Below are 18,944 nucleotides of genomic sequence, written 5' to 3' on the forward strand. Positions count from 1 at the left end.
CTGCGCCGGAAGGTGACGTAGACGTGTTCACCCTCGCCGCAGGTGGCGTAGGGCAGGCGCTCCTCGACGATGAAGTGCGCCGGCGTGGCCTTGATGGTACCGCCGATGCCGGGCAGGCCATCGGTGGCAAAGGGCAGGGCATTTACCATCGCCATAGCGATCGCGGCCCGATCGTCGCTTTGCAGGGGGCTGTCGTTCACGCTGATTGATCCTTTATGAATACGTTTTTACAACGATCACCGATCCATCGTGGTTGTGCACCGATCATACACCGATTGCCGAAAAATCACAGGCCTCTTTTTTTGTGGTGCTGGGGCCGGGCACAAAGCGGTATCGCGCGAAGACGCGCCGGGGCTATCCGTTTCATGGATGCCTGGCACCGACGTGCTGGGCTTCGCTCCATGGCCGGGGGTTGCGGTCGTTGCCGGTTGCAACCCCTAACCGACTCAGCACCTGGCCGGCCGCCCGGGCGTCCAGGGGTTTGGAAAACAGGTATCCCTGGGCGAAATCACATCCCGCTTGTCGAAGCATATCCAACTGACTGGTCTCCTCGACGCCTTCGGCGACGACGTTCACGTCGATGCTTTTGGCAAGGGTGATGATGGTCTGCACAATGCGGACATTTTCCCAATGACCGTCGCCGGAAATAAAGGAACGGTCGATTTTCAGCCCGTCAATGGGAAACCGTTGGATGTAGGACAGCGAGGAATAGCCGGTGCCGAAATCGTCGATAACGATTTCAACACCCATTTTTTTCAGATCGGCCATCACCCGGGTGACATTCCGGGCGTCGGCTATCAAGCTGGATTCGGTCAGCTCGAGTTTGAGGCAACGGGGATCCAATCCCGTCTCTGCAAGGGTTTCGGCCACGACGCGCACCAGCTCGGCCTGCCGGAACTGCCGGGCCGAAACGTTGACCGAAATGCTCAGCGCCTCCCGATCAATGGCGGACTCGGCCTTCCACGCCGCCATCTGCCGGCAGGCCTCCCTGAGGACATAGCGGCCGATGGCGACAATCTGGCCGCTTTCTTCGGCGACCGGGATGAACTCTGCCGGAGAAATCAGGCCACAGCGCGGGTTGTTCCAACGCACGAGGGCCTCGAAACCGACAGCCTGCCTGCTGGTGACGGCGACGATGGGTTGATAGAAGACCACCAGCTCGTCGTTGTCGATGGCCACGTGCAGTTCGCGTTCCAGCTCGTTTTCCCGCAGGACCTTGGAATGCATCTTCCAGCCAAAGACTTTGAAACGGGATTTGCCCAATGCCTTTGCACGATACATGGCAATGTCCGCGTCGCGCATGATCGCCTCGGTGTTGTCATAGTCCCGCACCTTGATGACGATGCCCACGCTGGCCGATGAATGAATCGTGTGCCCTTCGATGACAAAGGGGCGCTTCATTTGCGCGATGATCCGCTTGGCAATGGCGATCACTTCCCGGGGATGCCGGTAATCCTCCACGACGATGCCGAATTCGTCACCCCCCAGGCGGGCCACGCTATCGATGGATCGGATGCATCCCTGGATTCGCCTGGCCACCTCGATCAGGAATCGGTCGCCCACTTGATGGCCCAGGGTGTCGTTGATGGATTTGAAGCGGTCCATGTCCAGCATCATCGCGGCAAAGGCGAATTGGCTGTTCCGGGCCTGGCGCTGGATGGCCAGGTTCAACCTTTCGAAGAACCGTGCCCGGTTGGGAAGCCCGGTCAGGGCGTCGTGAAAGGCCTGGTGGGCGAGCTGGGCTTCAAAGGTCTTGCGCGGGGTGATGTCGCTGTAAATATAGTAAATACCTTCTGCCTGGCCAGCGACCTGGATGGGATAGACCACCATGGATACGTGAATCATGCGGCCGAATTTGTCTCTGCGCACGGTCTCACGGTTAATGGTGCTTCCGTTCATCACCGTGTTGAGAAACGTTTGTGCGTCCTGTTTCAGATGGTCGGGGACGAGGAGATCGATGTCCGGGTTCCCATCCATCTCATCCACCACATACCCGAAAAGTGTTGTGAACGCCCGGTTGGCATCCACGACACGATCGCTCGGGTCGACCAGCAGGATTCCCAGTGGAGAGGAATCGAACAGCTCGCGGAACAGGCGTTGCTGGCGCGCCAGGGCGGTAATGACATGGTTGTAGCGCCGGGCGATCTGCCCCACCTCGGTGAATGGCTCCACGGGAACGCGCATTGAGAAATCCCCGGTCCGGGCATGATGGCCCATGGCTTCAAAAAGATCGTGCAGTTCCGTGCTGACCCCATGTTCGGAAACGTTCAGGCCATTTCTTTCCTCTTTCACGCTCACCCGCATGGGCCATACCCGGTTGATGTCGCGGATAATCAGGTAGGGCAGGAGAAAGGCGATCACGAAAGCCGCGAGGACCCCTTCCGTTTGTACCCCCAATTGGCTCCAGAATCCCAGGCCGGTACCGGTCATCTGCCCGTCACCAAAAAACGCCACCGCCAGGGTGCCCCAGATGCCGCATCCCAGGTGCACGGGAACGGCACCGACGGCGTCATCCACCCGAAAGCGGAGAAGGACCGCTTCCATGAAAACGCAAACCAGACCGGCGATGGCGCCGATGATGGCCGCATGGGCCGTATGAACACAGTGGCAATTGGCCGTGATGGCCACCAAACCGCCGAGGGAACCGTTGATCAGCGCCGTCACTTTGGGCAAGCCGGTCCGCCACCAGACGATGAACAGGGATGTTGCCGCGCCGGTGCCCGCAGCCAGGGTGGTTCTGGCAATGATGCCCGGCACTCTGGCATCCAGGGCCAGTGTTGACCCGCCATTGAAACCGAACCAGCCGAACCACAGCAGCATCACACCAAGGATGGAGAGCGGGAGGTTGAAGGCCGTAATTTCCCGGGGTGGACCGTTTCTGGGAAAACGGCCGGTTCGCGGGCCGATGACCAGGAGCGCGGCAAGCGCCACCCAGCCGCCCACGCTGTGAACCACTGTGGAACCGGCAAAATCCACGAAGCCGCGACGGCCCAGCCAGCCGGTGAGCGTGCCGGTTTCCAGGCCGTTCCAAGCCCAGTGACCGAACACCGGATAGATGAGCATCGAGAGCAGGCTGGCCACGATCAGGTAAGCGGAAAAGGGCATCCGCTCGGCCACGGCGCCTGAAAAAATAGTGGTGGCGGTGCCGCAGAACATGACCTGGAAAAAGAAAAAAGACACGGCAAAGGGGGATTGTTCGAAGGAAAAAAAATAGCCGTTGAGGCCAACCCAACCCAAATGGGTCGTGCCGAACATGAGGGCATAGCCGGCGACCCAGAAGCCCACCACCGAAAAACAGAAATCGGCAAGGTTTTTGACCGCGACGTTGATGGAATTTTTTGACCGTGTCAATCCCGATTCCAGGCACATGAATCCGGGCTGCATGAGAAACACCAGACTCGCTGAAAAAAGTATCCAAAAGATGTCCATTGAGGTGACGGTGTGCATGGGAGAGTTCCGCTCCGCTTCAATTTTTTCGTACGCAATCCAGTTTGGAAAGGTTGTTATCGGCAGGTGGGGGATGGATCTGTACCAAAATAATTGCGGATTTGAAAGCAATGCCTTGCGCTTATACATTTTTGTAAAAAACGGATGGCATCATTGGTGGCATGGGTACCGTCTTATGGCGACGGGAACACGGGGCGGTGGATACCCTCCTGTCAGGGCTGTTGGCGCATCCGGCGATACTGCAGGTAAAGGAGCGTGCCGCCCCAGGCTAGGGCCAGCAGAATCAGCAGGCTGCCAAGTCCGTGGGAGAGGCGCGCGATGGTGTGGTCCATGCGGATCAAACCGGTTTCGCGCAGGATGAATTCCCAGTCGTGGAAACCGTACGGGCTGTGCTTGCCCACGTTACCGCCCAACAGGGGCAGGCTCAGGGCGCGGGCGTCATCGATGTAGGGGGCCAGGTCGATGAAGTTCTGGCCGGTCCACCACAGGGCGAACGATCCGGCAAAGGGGTCGCGGGTTTTGATCAGGAAGACCACCAGGCAGATCAGCGGCATGAGCACCTGCATCAGACTGCCTCCGAGGGAGGTCATCAGGCGGCCGAAGGGGCGGAAGAAAATATGCCCGGCCTCGTGGAAGGGCAGGTTGACCAGATGCCAGATACTCTGCAGGGATGTTTCGGCATCGATGCCGGCGACGATGAATTTGATCCCCCATAGCAGGATACCCGCCAGCACCAGGCACCTGAAGCCCCACGCCACGGGATTGATCTCGGCCGGCAGATGAAACAACAGGGCCTCCACCCAGTTGTCGGGTGAGGCATCGTTATCGTCCGGCACCGCCATTCCCGCCGGTGGTGGTGCCGTTTGCCGGTCGCGCCATTTGGCGAAAACGATGCCGCAGTTCGGGCATTCACTGTTTGTCGAGTCCTGGGGATAGCCGCACTTGGGACAATCCATCCGCATCCCTCTCCTTCATCCCTCCGACGCAACAGTTCGGCGGCGTCGCCGTGGTCGTTACTTCCCCTAAAAACCTTCCGCCTACAGCCTATTCCCCTGCGTCATAGCAGACTGATGGCCAGCTCCGAGAGTTCGCTGCGCTCGCCCTTCTCCAGGGTGATGTGGGTGTAGAGGTGTTGGCCCTTCATTTTCTCGATAAGGTAGCTGAGACCGTTGCTCTGGCTGTCCAGGTAGGGATGGTCGATCTGGTAGATGTCACCGGTGAGGACGATCTTGGTGCCTTCGCCGGCCCGGGTGATGATGGTTTTGACTTCATGGGGCGTCAGGTTCTGAGCCTCATCGACGATGAAGAAGACCTTCACGATGCTTCGGCCGCGGATATAGGAGAGCGGGGTGATAATGATCTTTTCCTCTTCGAGCATCTCCTTGACCCGCCGGCCACCACCGTTGCCGTTGCCGTCGGCAGCCCTGCCGGCCCTGCTGTTCTGGCTGTTCTCGATGACCGCCAGATTGTCGTAAAGGGGCTGCATGTACGGGTCCAGCTTGGATTGGATGTCTCCGGGCAGAAAGCCGATATCCTTGTTGCTTAAGGGAACCGACGGCCGGGAAATGAAGATCTGGCGGTAGTGGCGTCGTTTTTCCAGGGCGGCGGCCAGGGCCAGAAGGGTTTTACCCGTGCCGGCCTTTCCGGTGATGGTGACCAGGGGAATGTCGGGGTTGGTCAGCGCATCCACGGCAAAGCACTGCTCGGCGTTGCGCGGCCGGATGCCGTAGCAGGGCTGGGTATCGACCCGGTGAATGGTTCCGGTTTGGGGCAGGAATACGCCCAGGGCGGATTTGCTGCCGTTTTTCATCACCAGGTATTCATTGGCCAATAGCGGCGTGGCCAGATCCAGCGTCGCGGCGTCCAGTTGGCCGGGTTTGGCCCACAGTTGATCGATGACGGCCGTGGGAATGTCTTCCACCACCCGGGCCCCCTTGTAGATGTCTGCCGGCGACTGAACCCGATCCGTGTTGTAATCCTGGGCCATCAGACCGATGGATTTGGCCTTCATGCGCAGGTTGACATCCTTGGTAACCAGGATGACACGCTCGAAGGCGTTCTCACAGGCGATGTGATAGGCGGCATTGAGAATGTGGTGGTCCGGCTTGTCCGGTGAGAAGTTGGGTTTGAGGGTGTCGTGGAACTCCCGATCCAGGTAGACCGTGATTTTGCCTTTACCCGGGCCGATGGGCACTCCGCCGTTGAAGATCCGGTCGCCGGTAAGCCGGTCCAGTGCCCTGGCAAATTCGCGGGCGTTGCAGTTGAGGATTTCCTTGCCTTTTTTGAATCGGTCCAGTTCCTCGATCACCGCGATGGGGATCACGATGTCGTGTTCATCGAACTGGGTGATGCAGCTGCTGTCATGCAGGATGATGTTGGTATCGAGGACAAATATTTTTCGTCTGTCGGCCGACAAAGCGATCATCGCACCTCCTGAGGGTCATGGGGCATTTGTGCGGGCTCAGCCTTCCAGGGGAAGGGGGGGAGGATCACCGGACACCATTGGAAAAAGTGTACCGGAACCGTTGGATAACGCTGCGGAGAAAGTGCCGCAGGAGGGTGGACCAGGGAAAGGTATGCCTTCGATTGAGCCATTCGGTGACGGTTCGGGTTAAGGGATTAAAATACTTAGATGTACAACATATAGCATGCAGGTCATGGAGGGGCAACAATATATTTGATCAAGCCACGGCATGCGGCGTCTCCCTTCAAAGCGTTATAGGTAAATATTGATGCGGTTGTCCTTTTGGTTTATAAAACAAAACACAATGGTTTCGGAGTGGTATACGGCCTGTTGACGGCTCGGCGCCTGTCGGCGGCCCATTCCTTCGAGGCCATGCTGATCGGCGACTATGCCGCTCGATGGTTAGATTTTGATGAGGGAGATCCAAACTTGAAAAAGGAGGGCGTATGCCACTTTTCGATTATTTGTGTGCCGATTGCGGCCATGTATCGGAAATTTTGGTGTTTTCGGAGAAGAGCAGCGTTGTTTGCCCGCAATGTGGCGGCAGCAGCCTGAAAAAAATGATGTCGGCCCATTCCTCTTTGTCGGGGACGTCTTCGAACGCCCTGCCCGGTCCTGGTGATACGGCCTGCTGTGGGTCCTCGCCGGGACACGCCGGCTGCGCTGGTCCGGGCAGTTGCTGTGGCAAGGCCTGATGAACGCGTAAAAAGTCGCATTTCCGACGGATTCGTAAAAAGCCCGAGATCAAGGCTTGCGAATCCGGAGGAATGAGGCGTACTGAGCGTACGCCGCAGTGACGAAGGGTGAAGCGTAACGCCGATATCGGGCTTTTTACGAATCCGTCAAGGCTTGATCGTTCGGTTGCTTACGGCACCCGACCCGTCAAGCGGCTCAGGCGCTGGGCCCATGTCTGCGCCGCCGTTTGGTCGGCCATCAGGCGGCAGCAATGGACCAATTGCTCCACGGCCTGGGGGTGGTCGCCAAACCCCTCCAGGCGTTGGCGGGCCTCCTGAAAACGATTCAGGCGCATCAGGCTGTGGGCCAGGGCCATGTGCAGGTCCACACTGCTCTGGTGGTGCCGGATGCCTTTTTCCAGGATATCGATCGACGCCTCGAAGCGGCACTGGTGTTGATAGACCAATCCCAACCCCCAGAAAGCCCGATGGTCGGGGTGATACCGCAAGGCGCGCTCGAAGAGCGCCACGGCGGTGACCAGGGTTTCCTTGATCAACGGGTTGTTGGCATAATCCCCGTGACTGAAGGTCAGCGCCAGGCGTGAGAGGAAATCGGCGTGAAAGGGGTAGAGTTCGGGATCGTCGACCAACTCGATCTCGCGGGCGAAACGCGACAACTGGCTGAAGAAGCCCTCCCGCAGGCGCCTGCCAAAATCCAATACCTGCTGCTGGCTCAAGGTCTCATCGGTTTCGAAATAGAGAATGTCCTCGATGCGGTTCAGCCAGATCTCGTCACTGGTGCCGGTCCGCTGTTTATGCGCCTCGTAAAGGGCGGTCCCGGGAAACAGGTCCAGGATGTAGAAAATGGCCGCCAGCGGACGGATGCGTTCGATCAGAGCCAGACTTTCGTCGATGGTCCGGTCCGATTCGCCGGGGCCCCATAGATGAAATAGGCCCTGGCCATGATGCCGGTCCGATGGGTCAGGTCGAAGGCTCGGCAGATGTCCGTGTCGTCGATGCGTTTGCGGTACAGGTCGCGGATTTTCTGGCTGCCGCTCTCCACCCCGTAACTGATCTGGGTGCATCCGGCCCGGCGCATCCATTTGAGCATCTCCGCGTCCACGCAATCGACCCGTGAAATGGCCGCCCAGGCAATTTCGATCCGCCGTTTGAGAATCAAGCGGCAAATTTCGATCACGCGATCGCGTTGGAGGGTGAAAGTGTCGTCGGAAACGAATACGAAACTGACGCCCCGTTCCCGCAACCGTTGCAATTGGGTGACGAAATAGTCGGCGCTGTGGAACCGCACCCGCCGATGCCAGAAGGCCGGGGACCCGCAAAAGGTGCAGTTCGAGGGGCAGCCCCGGCTCAGGGCAACGTGCTGGAAGGAGAAATAGTCGGCCGCCATGGGCAGTTGGTCCAAATCCGCCAAGGGGCGACGATCCCGGGTTTTGATCGGTTTGCCCGCCTGCCGGAACGCCAGACCGTCGATATGGGCGGGGGGCGGGTCGCCGGCGGTTTCCAAAAAACGGATCAGTTCGAGAAAACTGACTTCTCCCTCGCCCCGCACCACGTAGTCGATTTCCGGGAAATGGGTTAGAAAATGCTCCCAGAGGAAGGTGGCGCCGACACCGCCGAAAACGACCCGTGTGGCCGGATTGACCTTCTTGACCATGCGCGCGATGTCGATCCCGCCCCAGCGATTGGCGTGCAGAATCGAAAACCCCACCACATCCGGGCGCCGCTCGCCGAGAATCTGGTAGATCCGGTGGGGGCTGCGGCCCAGGTTGTATGCGTTCAGAATCTCGACCGCGTAGCCGCTATCCCGCAATACCGCTGCGATGGAGAAGAGTCCCATGGGGATGGCGCTGATGTCCTCTTCATCCATGCGATTGTCGATAAAGTAAGGATAGACGAGCAGAATCTTCATCGGTCGCTTCAATCGGTCTTGGGTCGAACGATCATCACCGAACAGGGAGCCTTATGGGCGATGCGTTTGGCCACGCTGCCGAACAGGACCAGCCCCATGCCGCTGAGGCCGAAGGCACCCACCACGACCAGGTCGGCGTCGGTCTCTTCGATGAAGCGGATGACTTCCGTGGATACGTGGCCGTCGCGGACCACCAGCTCGCAGTCCAGTGTGTCGGGAATGCGCTGGGCGTAGACCTCCTGCATGCGCTCATTGAGACTGACCACCAGATTTTCGTCCGGATACTCGGGCATCACCAGGTCTGCTTCGGTCAGCATGGGATTGACCGCCGGGGGCAGAACATGCACCACATAGAGCTTGGCCCGGTATTGCTTGGCCAGGTCAAGGGCTGTCTCGAAGGCCGCTTCGGCATTGGTCGAAAAATCCGTGCAACAGACGATCTGATTAATGGTCATGGGATGTCTCCTTTGTCGGTGATGGTTCGGCGGGCATGAGCGTCCGCAGGATATCCTCCTTGCCGACCACGCCCACCAGCTGGCCATGTTCCACCACCGGCAGGGTGTGCAGATTGTGGTCGACCATCAGGGCGGCAACGGTCTCGATGCCCGAGTCCGGAGCGACGGTTACCGGGTTTGCGGTCATGGCGTCGGCCACGGTGGTCGCGGCGATTTTTCTCACCGCTTTCTCCATGCTTTTCGGGGATTGAAGGCTGATGTAGCCGTCCAGAAAAGAGAAGAGGGAGGGCATGGGCAGCTGCTTCTGCTGGGCGATGAGGTCGCTCTGGCAGACGATGCCCACCAGGTTGCCGGCGCCATCCAATACCGGAACACCGTTGATGCGGTTGTCCAGCAGGATTTTGGCGACGGCCATGATTTCCGTTTTGTCGGTGACGGTGATGGGATTGCGGGTCATGATCTCTTTTACCAGCATGGTGGCACCTCCAGGTGCAATGGGGGGTGACAAAGGCGAATCGACGGTTGCGCCGGCCATTTCCGCGATGGGCCTTTGTGCCTGTTTTCTATAATTTTACGGGAAGGTTGAAGGTGCTGTCAAAGCAAATGTCGCAGCGGCTGCACCCCAAGGCGGAGCGGCATCCGGAGGGTGGGTCGGTACGTTCCGGATGCCGTTATTTAGTCCGTTTGGGCATCAAATCCGGGCATGGATGGGGACGAATTCGTATTCCTGATTCCCGGTATAGACCTGCCGTGGCCGACAGATTTTCCACTTGGGATCGTCCATGCTCTCCTTCCACTGGGCAATCCATCCGGGAAGCCGGCCGATGGCGAACATGACCGTGAACATGTTTGTGGGGATGCCGACGGCCCGCAGCACGATGCCGCTGTAAAAATCGATATTGGGATAAAGGTTGTGATCGATGAAGTAGGAATCCTTGCGGGCGACCTCTTCCAGTTCCTTGGCAATATCCAGTAGGGGGTCGTCGATTTGCATGGTTTCGAGCAGTTCATCGCACATTTTTTTCATGATTTTGGCCCGGGGATCGTAGGTTTTGTAGACCCGATGCCCGAACCCCATCAGCCGGAAGGGATCGTTTTTGTCCTTGGCTTTTTCGATGGCCTTGATCGGGTCGCCGCCGTCGGCCTGGATGGTGCTGAGCATTTCAATGACCGCCTGATTGGCCCCGCCGTGCAGAGGGCCCCACAGGGCGGCGATACCCGATGAGATGGCGGCGTAGAGGTTGACCCGCGCACTGCCCACGACGCGGACGGCCGAGGTGGAGCAGTTCTGCTCATGGTCGGCATGCAGGATCCAGAAGACGCGCAGCGCATTCACCGCCGCCCGGTTGATTTCGTAAGGCTTGACCGGTGTATCGAACATCATGTTGAGGAAATTTTCACAGTAGGTCATATCCGGACGGGGATAGATGACCTTGTGACCGCGGGAGATCTTGTAGGACATGGCCGCCATGGTGCGCACCTTGGCCAAGAGCCGAGTCATGGTGATATTGATTTCTTCCTCGGTGGAGCCCAACTCCGGATAGAAGCTGCGCAGGGCATTGACCATGGCCGACAGGATGCCCATGGGATGGGAGGCCCGCGGAAAACTCTGGAAGAAGGTGCGCAGGTCTTCGTGGACCAGGCTGTTGTCGTTGAGCATCACCGAGAAGTGGGTCAGCTGTTCCCGGTTCGGCAATTTGCCGTTGATCAGGAGATAGGCCGTCTCTTTGAAGGTGGCATGTGCGGCCAGCTGCTCCACGGGGATGCCGCGGTAGCGCAGAATCCCCTTTTCACCGTCCATATAGGTGATGGCGGAGAGACAGCTACCGGTGTTGGCATACCCGGGGTCAAGGGTAATGAAACCGGTATCTTGGCGCAGGGTGGAGATATCGATGGCTTTTTCGCCTTCGGTGCCGATCACCACCGGCAATTTGATTTCCTGGCCGTTGTAAGTAAGGGTGACAAACTCTTCCATGCTAACTCCTTTCACTGCGCAATGAACCCATCCACTTCATCCATTCGACGCTGTTTTCGGCCTTTCGACAGAGCCTTTTTTCAACCCCTGCAGGAACAATTGTCTTGATCGAAAGGCGTGTTTCAACGTATTGAAAATCATTTGACCCCAACGGCCACGGCAGTATCGGGCATTTTGCCATGCGATATCCCTTGCGATACAATCCGCCTGCGCGCCTGGCTGCGACGGCAGCACGGGCTGAATCAATTCAACGCCGGTAAGATGGCTTTCCAGGCGGATGGTTACTACGAAAAAGGGGCAGGGCCTTTCTGGGTGACAGCTCATATTCATATGAGGATCTGTGTCAGATGTCAAACGCCAAATCAACGTCGCGATGTTTTGCGTCCGATCGCGTGGCCGTTGCCCATTGCCGGAAAATCAAGGAGACGGATGATGTCATACAAGGAGAACCTGCTGACCAAGATCGCCATCGACCGTCTGGTGGATCGGATCAAGGCGTCGATTGGCACCGTGGAAAGCGGCAAGCGCATCGACAAGGCCCTGTTGAAGCAGCTGATGGGGTATTTCCCCTGGAAGCCGCGGCAGGAGCGGGATCTGGAATTGTATCTGGAAAATGAAACCGCCGGGAAAACACGCATCCTGGTGCTTGACAACGACCTGACCATTTATAACACCACCGTCGATGACGTGGTTCTGCGCAAAAGTCCTACCGTCAAGGAGATGGTCAGTATCCGTAATGCCATTAAAATCCTCAACGACAGTGATGTCGTGGTCAGCAAAAAAACACGCTCGCTGGAAACGATCCAGTCAATCTGCATTGATCGGCTGGATCTGTCCTATACCCCTGCTGACATCGACGAAATGGCCCGGGAAGGAGTCGCTTCCCTGGACGGCGGGGACGCCGATGGAGTTGCCGAGAGCCTGATGCTGTTTGCCGAACTGCTGGGGCTCGCACCGGCTCCCAAAAGCTTCGGGATGCCTCACCACGAGCTGTATGGCAAGGTGGACGAAAAACCCAGTGGGGAGGTCACCTTCGGCCCACTGGTGATGTACAGCCACGTCCACGGCACCTTGACCTGTCTGGAAACGGTCCTGAGCAGTCGCGACAAGGAACGCCTGATCACCTTGAAAGCCGTTGCCGCAGGGGACGCGAGGCCGCTGCCTCGGGCTCGGCGGTCTTCGATCTGATGAAGGCCAAGGTGCTGGCCAAATCCCAATGATGGATGCCGGCCGCGCCTTCGAATGGCGGGCGCGTGCGTGCCTTACATGCCAAACTTGCGCAGGACTTCGATAACCTTCTCCTGAGCCTGCTTTTGAACGAAGATGGCCTTTTTGCTTTGGGCCTTTTTGATCTTTTCCGACAAGGCGTCCAGATCCGCCGGTTTCTCCACGAAATCCAAGGCACCGGCCTTCATCGCTTCCACGCCCTTTTCGACGGTAGCATGCCCGGTGAGCAGGATGATCTGCATTTCCGGGCGCTTTTCCTTAACCGCCTTGAGCGCCTCGATGCCGTCCATACCCGGCCGGCATCATGAAGTCCATGACGACCGCATCGAATGACTCGGTGGCGATCAGTGACAGGGCTTCACTGGCCGAGGTGGAGGTGGTCACGTCCATGTCGCGGGCGCGCATGCGCTCCGCCATGATTTCCAGAAATTCCGGTTCGTCATCAACCAACAAAACACGTTCTTTCATTTTCTCTCCTTTCATGAAGCGGATATCGTCCGGGTCACCGGCCATGGGGTTATCCGTTGTAATTTATATAATGATAAGACAAATTTCGCCTTTTTCCCGGTCTGTGGTGATTTGGGCGCCGAGGATGTCGATCACCGGACGTTCACGCGGGCTGGGAAAATCCTCGGAAGGCTCGGCAAGGGCTTCCGGGTTGAGTCCGCCAAAGCGGATGCAGGCCCCCGTTTCGGTGGCTTCGATCGCGATACGGAGACTCTCTTGGGGAGGGCATGCGCCCAGGGCCCGGCGCAGGCAAGCCCATACCAGATTTTCCAGAAAAAAACGATTTGTGTAAACCCTCACGGCGGCTGGCGGCAGGCTGATCTGGGGCGCGTTTCCCTGCATGGCCACCAGCGTGCGGTGAGTTCCGGAATAAAATCGACTACCTCACGGATATCCAGGTCTTCCCTGGGCAGGTCCGCACTGTGGGCAAAGCGGTTCATGTTCTTGATGATTCGGTCGCCGCGGGCCACCTGACGGATGATCGACAAGGCCGCCCGGGACACCCGTTCCGGTGCCAGGCAGAGGCCTTGTTCACTCATCCGGACCATGTCGTCAAGCAGGCCGGCGTTTTCGTTGACAATGGCAAGCACATTTTTGAGCTCGTGGGAAATGGATGCCGAAATTTCCCCGAAAAAGCGAACTCCTTCAATGGCCAGGGCCTGCTGGTGATCCTCAGTCATCGGGATGGTCCTCCGTGGATGGGTCGGCGGTCGAGCCGGCGGGCGGAGCGATCGCGGCGTCGGCCGCCATTTTCGGCGGGTGTGTTTTCAGGGGTAGGGTGACCGTGAAACAGGTTCCCTCATGTAACTGGCTTTGAACCGTGATCTCGCCACCCATTTCCGACACCAGACCGTAGGTGACCGAAAGCCCCAGGCCGGTCCCGCCATGGCCCTGCCGAGTGGAGAAAAATGGCTCGAATATCCGTTTTTGGTCCGCTTCGGCAATGCCCTGTCCGGTATCCGAGACACTGACCCGGACCCGGGATGCATCCGGGCAGCCGATGGCGATTTCCAACCGGCCACCGGTCGGCATGGCGGCAAAAGCGTTATTGATCAGATTGAGAAAAATTTGCTGCAGGCAGCCCCGATCGCTCTCGAACAGGGGAACCGAACCATGCACGACGACGGACATGGCGACGGCGCGCCGTTCGGCGTCTTTCCCCATGAAGTCGAGGATCTGGTGAATGATGGCCTCGATGTTTACCGTCTCGATGGCCGACTCCATGTGCCGGGCGAAATCCAACAGGCGCCGGGTAATCGTGCCGCAGCGTTGAACCGATGCCAGCACATGCTCCACCAGGTCCATGAGTTTCGCATTTCCGGCCCATTCCGGGTTGAGTACAAACAGATCCTTGATCAGGCCGGCCTTCTGGTTGATGATGTCCAGCGGGTTGTTGATCTCATGCGCCACGCCGGATGCCAAACGACCGATGGAGGCCATTTTGTTGGCATATTCGACCTGGTGCAGGGCCTGTACGCGACGCCGGTCCGCGGCGTGCAAACGGTCCACCAGGTAGGTGGCGCCTCCCAAAATAGAACCCAGAATCAGGGCGATGCTGAAAATCAGAAAGCCAATCAAACGCAGACGCGGCTTGAGCCACAGATCCATGATGCCCGACGCCGGCCGCACCAGGACCAGGATGAAGGGGCTGCCTTGAATGGCGGCGAACCCGACCAGGATCGGCCTGCCGACGGCATCAACGGTGCTGATCACCTCGGTTTGGCCGGTGGCGGCCGGCAATGCCAGGGATATTTTTTCAAACCGGCCGCCGAAATGCCGGCTGGGGGTTTGCAGGACGCCCTGACCATTGATCACGAAGGCATCGTCAGCGCCCCCGGTCGCCAGTTGCGCCACCGGCGCATCCATCAGACCGGCATCCAGGGTCGCCAGCAGAAAAAAGAAACGGCCATTCGCCAGATTGTGCCGGATGGCCATCACCAGGTGGTGACCGGTATCTGAACGGGGCGTTACATCACTGATGAAATACCCTTCGGCTGCCGCGCGGTTGAAACAATCTTTTCTCGGGATGGCAAGGTTTTTCCCACCGGGAGGGCCGGCATAGGCCTGGATGCGGCAATCGGCATCCACCAGCGCCAGATCCATGAACCCGCCCATGTCCTGTTGCAGGTGGGTGAGGATCGTGGATAGCCGTCCCGAAGCGGTCAGGTCGACCGGTGAATTGTCCCGGGCGACGAACTGCAGGGCCGCCCGGCGCTGGGCGATGATGAAGGAGATGCTGCGCCAGGTGTTGGAGACCGTCCGGGAAATTGTCATCCGGGCTTCCGAGGCAAAGGCCTGGCGGGTCAGCCGATAGTCCACCAGGGTCATCACCACAAGGGGCGTCAGGGCCACCACGGTGGTGAAGATGACGATCATCAGCCATTTTCCCCGGAAGCTGAAACGACCTCTTCCAGAGCCGGCGGCGGCATCCTGGTAGTCCCAGAAACCGGGCTTCCAGCGGGAAAGATTCAACATGGGCGGCATCTCCGAGAGGGTGTTGCCGATAGGGGCCGGCGGGTCTCAGTCGTTGGCATGGCGAATTTTTGCATGGGCCATTTTCAATGTTTGGCTCAGGGCTTCGATGTCCACCGGCTTTTGTAGATAAGCAAACGCGCCCAAGGCCATGCACTGCTGGCGATCATGTTCCGACCCATGGCCGGTGAGGACGATGACTTCGATTTGGGGTCGGGTCTTTTTGATTTGCCGGAGAATTTCCATGCCGTCGATTCCCGGCATCTTCAGGTCGATGATCATGACTTCCGGTTCATCCTCGTCCACCAGTGCCAGTGCCGAATCATACAAGGACTCGTTCCACGGGTCCGCCATGCCCCAGAGGGTGTCGATCCAGGCGGCGTTGTCCGCATCCGCACGGTGAATTTGATGAAGGCTCTCTTCTTCGTCGAGACCCAAATGGTCCCTGGCCTGGGCGATGCGGTAGGGCGTTTCGGCAATCAGGCAAACCCGCAGGACATGGGCGATGGTCTGGGGCAGGAGTAAACCGCAGGCGCCGAACACCACCGCCGGTCCCCTGGCCAGTTCGGTGGCCAGGGCCAGGCGCAGGCAGGCGATGGAGTATTCTTTCTCATGGGTGAATTTGTTGAAGACCGACGTCTTGGCTGAAAAGGCACGACGGATCTTGCCTTCCGGCATACCGGAAAGATCGGCAGCCATGGCGACAATGCGGTCATCGTCGATCAGCGGATATCCGGTGCTTTGCATGAGGTCCCGGACGACGGCATCGGCGTTGCAGAAAATGCCGCTGAAGAGGGTAATGACGGACATCCTCAACCTCCTTCATTGGGAAGACAGCACCCGTTGTCATTTGCCGGAACCTGTCTGATCATGGTTGTTACGGCCCTCCGGCGAGCAGCCGCTTACAGGCGGTCATCAGACTATCATAGAGCGCCCCGGCATCATAAACCCGATAGGTATTCAGCCGGACGATGCCATCCACCATGGCAAAAAGCACCATGGCAGTCTTGCGCGGATCGTCCAGCCGGACCGAGCCATCTTCCAGTCCCTTTTGGATCCCCGCCTCGAAGATATCCAGCAGACTGGTGTAGATCGACGCCAGATGATCCCGGCACACCGGACTGGTTTCAGCCATCTGATAGGGAAAGTGCCGGTGCAGGATCAGGAACTGATCTTCCATGGTACCGCCCAGATGCAGGTAAAAGCTTACCACGTCCAGTACCTGCGCCAGTCCGCTGCCTCCCGGCAGGCGTTGCTGTCGGTGCCGGTCGAACTGGTCCAGGAGGCTTTCCTTGACATCCTTCAACACCTGCAGGAAGAGCGCTTCCTTGTTTTTAAAGTGATGAAAGATCGTCCCCGTGGCCGCACCGGTCAATGTGGAAAGCTCGGCCACGGCGGTGCCCTGGAATCCGTTACGCGAAAAGAGCCGCGTGGCGGTGGCAAGGATTGCATTCTTTTTAGACATGTGGTACCTATCGAGAAAAAGCCAACCGAATGATCGGTCGGTTTTTTTTAAAGGGTTTGATACCGATTGTCAATACGCAATTGCTGCCCCTGCAGGGTCACCGCATTTAGAACCTATCAAGGAGTCGTCTCAAGGAGTCGTCAGAATGCCCCACCTCATTCCCGAAAAAGCTGAATTGCTGGAGAAACTCCGTCAGGGCGGCTTCGCCGTTCCCGATTTCATTTATGTCCCGTCCCAGCATTTCGACAGCGAGAACTTTACCGCGCTTGAAGCCTTTTTGGAGAAACACCGGGAGAGTTTCAAGGTGATTGCCCGCAGCGCCCATCCCCAGGAACGCCATTTCAAGGGGGGACCTTCGATTCACTGGAAACCTACGCGGATGTGGGCGGCATTCGTTATGCACGCAACAAGATGATCAAACTGGCCACGACCAGTAAACGACTGAGCATCCTGCGCCAGCAGCATTTCAATCATGCACCCGAACTGGATTTGCAGCAGATGGGGGTGATCGTCATGCCGTTTATCGACGGATCCAGCGTGATGGCCAAGAAGCTCTGCGGTTACTGGGAGTTCGGGTATTCGCGGGATCGGATTCACAAGGTGCAGAGCGAACCCTACATCACCCGCACACCCCATGACCGGCGCCTGGTTCAACTCTCCAAAGACATTCAGGCGTATCTTGGGTTTCGTTGTGAAATCGAATATATTATTGCTGCCGATGGAACGATCCACGTGGTGCAGGCCAAGGATATCTCCAATATCGATATCCTTGAGGAAAAAGAGAACTACCAGGCCATCATGCTGGACGGCGTCCGCCGAATTCGTCGGCGCCGCAATTACCGGGAACGTCCATTATACGTCATGGACAACCGGACATTTTACATCGATCTGATCTCCCTGTGTGAGGAGCTGTTGGACGCGCGCGAGCAGGCAGAGGGTGGGGGTGAGATCGACATTTCAAAGATGATTGCCTTTATCAAAGGCTACGAAGCCAGCCTGGAGGATTTTGCCCTGCGTCATCAACGCTACGCCGTCCTGGGGCTGGCCATTCAGGATACGGTCGAACTCTTCCAGATCGCCAATCACTACCTTGACGACCTGCCCGATTTGCAATCCCAGTTGTCCAAGGTCCTGCACAACAACCTCTACCAGATCGATATTTTTCTTTCCGAAGCCGATACCCTGATCGCCAAGGACAAAGTGCGCATCAACCTGTGCAGTCACGACGCCTACGGCATCGATACGGTGCGCAACCCGCTGTGGACGGTTTACTGGAATGTGGAGCGCCATCGGGAAGTGGCCCGTGTTTTCAAGCAGGTGGGTTTTAAGACCGGCGATACGGTGAGCATCCACATCAACGCCGACGACAAACCGACGGTCCACCGCATGTAATGCAACAACGCCCATGATGCGATGAACGCATAAACAGTCGCTGATTCAACAACGGATTCGTAACAAGCCCGAGATCAAGGCTTGCGAATCCTTAAGGAATGAGGCGTACTTTTGCGTACGCCGCAGTGACGACGGATTCGCGTAACGCCGATATCGGGCTTGTTACGAATCCGTTACCCCTTCTTCCGATACAGTTCGGGATAGAGGCGCTTTGCACATTCGGGGCAGATGCCGTGGCTGAAATCGGCCTGGGTGTGTGCGGCAATGTAGTCTTCGATTTCCTGCCAGGTACCGGCCTCATCGTTGCGAATCCGTTTGCAGGAGGCGCAGATCGGCAACAACCCCTTCAGTGTTTTTACCTCTTCCAGAGCCTTTTGCAGTTGGGCGATCAGGGAGTCGCGCTCCTTGGCGGCACGATGTTTGATGACGGCAATTTCGATGGTGGAGCGGAGCTCGTTGATGTCGTAGGGCTTGATGATGTATCCGTACGGATTGGTCTTGACGGCCTTTTCGAAGATCTTCTGGTCGGCGAGACAGGTCATGAAGATGATCGGTACATCTGAATTCTCGGCGATTTTTTGGGCGGCGTCGATGCCGGTCATGTCCCCTTTGAGCAGGATGTCCATGGTCACCAGGTCCGGATGGTGCCGGAAAACCCCGCTGATGGCCGCCAGCCCCGATACGGCGGTGCCGCAAATTTCATACCCCAGGCTTTCCAGCCGGGCCGTGAGCACCATGGAAACATTGGGGTCGTCCTCGACCACGAGAATTCGGGTGGGTCGCTCCGTCAAGGGCTCATCTGGCCGATGGGCATCCAAGGGGTCCGTTTTTGTAACTGTGGTTACCATTTGTGCACCTTCACCCGTTTAGAGAAAATCCTATCATTTTAAATTATGCCCGTTTGATGGGTGTGGCAACGTCCCTTTGGCCCTGAAA

General features: G+C 58.0%; 21 protein-coding genes. 5 read left to right on the forward strand and 16 right to left on the reverse strand.

The features are described from left to right. Positions 1–363 precede the first annotated feature (363 nt). The 3 genes from amt to JCM12296_RS12175 form a co-directional block, all read right to left on the reverse strand. On the reverse strand, positions 364–3,447 hold the full coding sequence (gene amt, locus JCM12296_RS12165; protein ID WP_054693192.1) for an ammonium transporter: 3,084 nt from the start codon (positions 3,445–3,447) through the stop codon (positions 364–366). Between the two features lie 212 nt (positions 3,448–3,659). Beyond that, positions 3,660–4,403: a zinc ribbon domain-containing protein gene (locus JCM12296_RS12170; protein ID WP_083456093.1), complete on the reverse strand. Its 744-nt coding sequence runs from the start codon at positions 4,401–4,403 to the stop codon at positions 3,660–3,662. 101 nt (positions 4,404–4,504) lie between these two features. Continuing rightward, positions 4,505–5,872 carry a PhoH family protein gene (locus tag JCM12296_RS12175; protein ID WP_054693198.1) on the reverse strand — a complete coding sequence of 456 codons (1,368 nt, stop codon included), beginning with the start codon at positions 5,870–5,872 and terminating at the stop codon, positions 4,505–4,507. A 321-nt stretch (positions 5,873–6,193) separates the two neighbouring features. Between JCM12296_RS12175 and JCM12296_RS39805 the strand changes: the two genes are divergently transcribed. Together JCM12296_RS39805 and JCM12296_RS12180 are read left to right on the forward strand one after the other, a co-directional pair. Continuing rightward, positions 6,194–6,466, forward strand: coding sequence for a hypothetical protein (locus JCM12296_RS39805; protein WP_172683877.1), 273 nt, complete (start codon positions 6,194–6,196; stop codon positions 6,464–6,466). After that, positions 6,358–6,606: an FmdB family zinc ribbon protein gene (locus tag JCM12296_RS12180; protein WP_054693201.1), complete on the forward strand. Its 249-nt coding sequence runs from the start codon at positions 6,358–6,360 to the stop codon at positions 6,604–6,606. The genes JCM12296_RS39805 and JCM12296_RS12180 overlap by 109 nt, the downstream gene beginning before the upstream one ends. Before the next feature lie 170 nt (positions 6,607–6,776). Here the strand turns inward: JCM12296_RS12180 and JCM12296_RS44320 are convergent, their stop codons facing one another. From JCM12296_RS44320 to JCM12296_RS12200, 5 genes are all read right to left on the reverse strand, one after another. Further along, positions 6,777–7,322, reverse strand: coding sequence for a tetratricopeptide repeat protein (locus JCM12296_RS44320; protein ID WP_246804210.1), 546 nt, complete (start codon positions 7,320–7,322; stop codon positions 6,777–6,779). A 155-nt stretch (positions 7,323–7,477) separates the two neighbouring features. Then, positions 7,478–8,515: a B12-binding domain-containing radical SAM protein gene (locus tag JCM12296_RS38210; protein ID WP_157067564.1), complete on the reverse strand. Its 1,038-nt coding sequence runs from the start codon at positions 8,513–8,515 to the stop codon at positions 7,478–7,480. Between the two features lie 8 nt (positions 8,516–8,523). Next, positions 8,524–8,970, reverse strand: a complete 447-nt coding sequence (locus JCM12296_RS12190; RefSeq protein ID WP_054693204.1) for a universal stress protein — start codon at positions 8,968–8,970, stop codon at positions 8,524–8,526. After that, a complete protein-coding gene (locus JCM12296_RS12195) occupies positions 8,960–9,445 on the reverse strand; it encodes a CBS domain-containing protein (protein WP_054693207.1) in 486 nt (161 codons plus the stop codon). The genes JCM12296_RS12190 and JCM12296_RS12195 overlap by 11 nt, the downstream gene beginning before the upstream one ends. A 216-nt stretch (positions 9,446–9,661) precedes the next feature. Then, positions 9,662–10,945 (reverse strand): citrate synthase, encoded by a 1,284-nt coding sequence (locus tag JCM12296_RS12200; RefSeq protein WP_054693210.1) that lies wholly within the window; start codon positions 10,943–10,945, stop codon positions 9,662–9,664. A gap of 429 nt (positions 10,946–11,374) precedes the next feature. On the opposite strand from JCM12296_RS12200, the gene JCM12296_RS12205 reads away from it, so the two are divergent. Further along, a complete protein-coding gene (locus tag JCM12296_RS12205) occupies positions 11,375–12,133 on the forward strand; it encodes a hypothetical protein (RefSeq protein WP_157067565.1) in 759 nt (252 codons plus the stop codon). 74 nt (positions 12,134–12,207) lie between these two features. On the opposite strand, the gene JCM12296_RS47420 is transcribed toward JCM12296_RS12205, so the two are convergent. The 7 genes from JCM12296_RS47420 to JCM12296_RS12235 all read right to left on the reverse strand — a co-directional run bounded on the left by JCM12296_RS47420 (position 12,208) and on the right by JCM12296_RS12235 (position 16,616). Continuing rightward, positions 12,208–12,462: a response regulator gene (locus JCM12296_RS47420; RefSeq protein ID WP_281491990.1), complete on the reverse strand. Its 255-nt coding sequence runs from the start codon at positions 12,460–12,462 to the stop codon at positions 12,208–12,210. Next, the gene (locus JCM12296_RS47425; protein ID WP_281491991.1) at positions 12,431–12,640 is read right to left on the reverse strand and encodes a response regulator; all 210 of its coding nucleotides are present in this window, start codon (positions 12,638–12,640) and stop codon (positions 12,431–12,433) included. Before JCM12296_RS47425 ends, JCM12296_RS47420 begins: the two co-directional genes overlap by 32 nt. A 63-nt stretch (positions 12,641–12,703) precedes the next feature. Next, positions 12,704–13,021, reverse strand: a complete 318-nt coding sequence (locus tag JCM12296_RS12215) for a hypothetical protein (protein WP_157067566.1) — start codon at positions 13,019–13,021, stop codon at positions 12,704–12,706. Then, entirely contained in the window at positions 12,976–13,359 is a 384-nt protein-coding gene (locus tag JCM12296_RS12220) for a sensor histidine kinase (protein ID WP_054693217.1), read from the reverse strand. The genes JCM12296_RS12215 and JCM12296_RS12220 overlap by 46 nt, the downstream gene beginning before the upstream one ends. Then, a complete protein-coding gene (locus JCM12296_RS12225; RefSeq protein ID WP_054693219.1) occupies positions 13,352–15,154 on the reverse strand; it encodes a sensor histidine kinase in 1,803 nt (600 codons plus the stop codon). The genes JCM12296_RS12220 and JCM12296_RS12225 overlap by 8 nt, the downstream gene beginning before the upstream one ends. A gap of 45 nt (positions 15,155–15,199) precedes the next feature. Then, positions 15,200–15,961 carry a response regulator gene (locus tag JCM12296_RS12230; protein ID WP_054693222.1) on the reverse strand — a complete coding sequence of 254 codons (762 nt, stop codon included), beginning with the start codon at positions 15,959–15,961 and terminating at the stop codon, positions 15,200–15,202. Between the two features lie 67 nt (positions 15,962–16,028). Further along, positions 16,029–16,616, reverse strand: a complete 588-nt coding sequence (locus JCM12296_RS12235; protein WP_054693225.1) for a TetR/AcrR family transcriptional regulator — start codon at positions 16,614–16,616, stop codon at positions 16,029–16,031. Positions 16,617–16,761: 145 nt separating this feature from the next. Between JCM12296_RS12235 and JCM12296_RS44325 the strand changes: the two genes are divergently transcribed. Beyond that, positions 16,762–17,031 (forward strand): hypothetical protein, encoded by a 270-nt coding sequence (locus tag JCM12296_RS44325; RefSeq protein ID WP_246804212.1) that lies wholly within the window; start codon positions 16,762–16,764, stop codon positions 17,029–17,031. After that, positions 16,998–18,008, forward strand: coding sequence for a hypothetical protein (locus JCM12296_RS12240; protein WP_246804214.1), 1,011 nt, complete (start codon positions 16,998–17,000; stop codon positions 18,006–18,008). The genes JCM12296_RS44325 and JCM12296_RS12240 overlap by 34 nt, the downstream gene beginning before the upstream one ends. 173 nt (positions 18,009–18,181) lie before the next feature. Here JCM12296_RS12240 and JCM12296_RS12245 read toward each other — a convergent pair whose 3' ends face one another. After that, complete coding sequence (locus JCM12296_RS12245) at positions 18,182–18,856, reverse strand: response regulator (RefSeq protein WP_083456092.1); 675 nt, start codon at positions 18,854–18,856, stop codon at positions 18,182–18,184. Positions 18,857–18,944 lie beyond the last annotated feature (88 nt).

The sequence above is a fragment of the Desulfosarcina cetonica JCM 12296 genome (assembly GCF_001311845.1).
In the GTDB taxonomy this organism is placed as follows: Bacteria; Desulfobacterota; Desulfobacteria; order Desulfobacterales; family Desulfosarcinaceae; genus Desulfosarcina; species Desulfosarcina cetonica.

What these genes read in the sequence shown, in the direction of transcription:
- amt (WP_054693192.1), bottom strand. Translation starts at nt 3,447, where the DNA reads ATGCACACCGTCACCTCAATGGACATCTTTTGGATACTTTTTTCAGCG.
- JCM12296_RS12170 (WP_083456093.1), bottom strand. Translation starts at nt 4,403, where the DNA reads ATGGATTGTCCCAAGTGCGGCTATCCCCAGGACTCGACAAACAGTGAA.
- JCM12296_RS12175 (WP_054693198.1), bottom strand. Translation starts at nt 5,872, where the DNA reads ATGATCGCTTTGTCGGCCGACAGACGAAAAATATTTGTCCTCGATACC.
- JCM12296_RS12180 (WP_054693201.1), top strand. Translation starts at nt 6,358, where the DNA reads ATGCCACTTTTCGATTATTTGTGTGCCGATTGCGGCCATGTATCGGAA.
- JCM12296_RS38210 (WP_157067564.1), bottom strand. Translation starts at nt 8,515, where the DNA reads ATGAAGATTCTGCTCGTCTATCCTTACTTTATCGACAATCGCATGGAT.
- JCM12296_RS12190 (WP_054693204.1), bottom strand. Translation starts at nt 8,970, where the DNA reads ATGACCATTAATCAGATCGTCTGTTGCACGGATTTTTCGACCAATGCC.
- JCM12296_RS12195 (WP_054693207.1), bottom strand. Translation starts at nt 9,445, where the DNA reads ATGCTGGTAAAAGAGATCATGACCCGCAATCCCATCACCGTCACCGAC.
- JCM12296_RS12200 (WP_054693210.1), bottom strand. Translation starts at nt 10,945, where the DNA reads ATGGAAGAGTTTGTCACCCTTACTTACAACGGCCAGGAAATCAAATTG.
- JCM12296_RS12205 (WP_157067565.1), top strand. Translation starts at nt 11,375, where the DNA reads ATGATGTCATACAAGGAGAACCTGCTGACCAAGATCGCCATCGACCGT.
- JCM12296_RS47420 (WP_281491990.1), bottom strand. Translation starts at nt 12,462, where the DNA reads ATGGACGGCATCGAGGCGCTCAAGGCGGTTAAGGAAAAGCGCCCGGAA.
- JCM12296_RS47425 (WP_281491991.1), bottom strand. Translation starts at nt 12,640, where the DNA reads ATGAAAGAACGTGTTTTGTTGGTTGATGACGAACCGGAATTTCTGGAA.
- JCM12296_RS12215 (WP_157067566.1), bottom strand. Translation starts at nt 13,021, where the DNA reads ATGCAGGGAAACGCGCCCCAGATCAGCCTGCCGCCAGCCGCCGTGAGG.
- JCM12296_RS12220 (WP_054693217.1), bottom strand. Translation starts at nt 13,359, where the DNA reads ATGACTGAGGATCACCAGCAGGCCCTGGCCATTGAAGGAGTTCGCTTT.
- JCM12296_RS12225 (WP_054693219.1), bottom strand. Translation starts at nt 15,154, where the DNA reads ATGTTGAATCTTTCCCGCTGGAAGCCCGGTTTCTGGGACTACCAGGAT.
- JCM12296_RS12230 (WP_054693222.1), bottom strand. Translation starts at nt 15,961, where the DNA reads ATGTCCGTCATTACCCTCTTCAGCGGCATTTTCTGCAACGCCGATGCC.
- JCM12296_RS12235 (WP_054693225.1), bottom strand. Translation starts at nt 16,616, where the DNA reads ATGTCTAAAAAGAATGCAATCCTTGCCACCGCCACGCGGCTCTTTTCG.
- JCM12296_RS44325 (WP_246804212.1), top strand. Translation starts at nt 16,762, where the DNA reads ATGCCCCACCTCATTCCCGAAAAAGCTGAATTGCTGGAGAAACTCCGT.
- JCM12296_RS12245 (WP_083456092.1), bottom strand. Translation starts at nt 18,856, where the DNA reads ATGGTAACCACAGTTACAAAAACGGACCCCTTGGATGCCCATCGGCCA.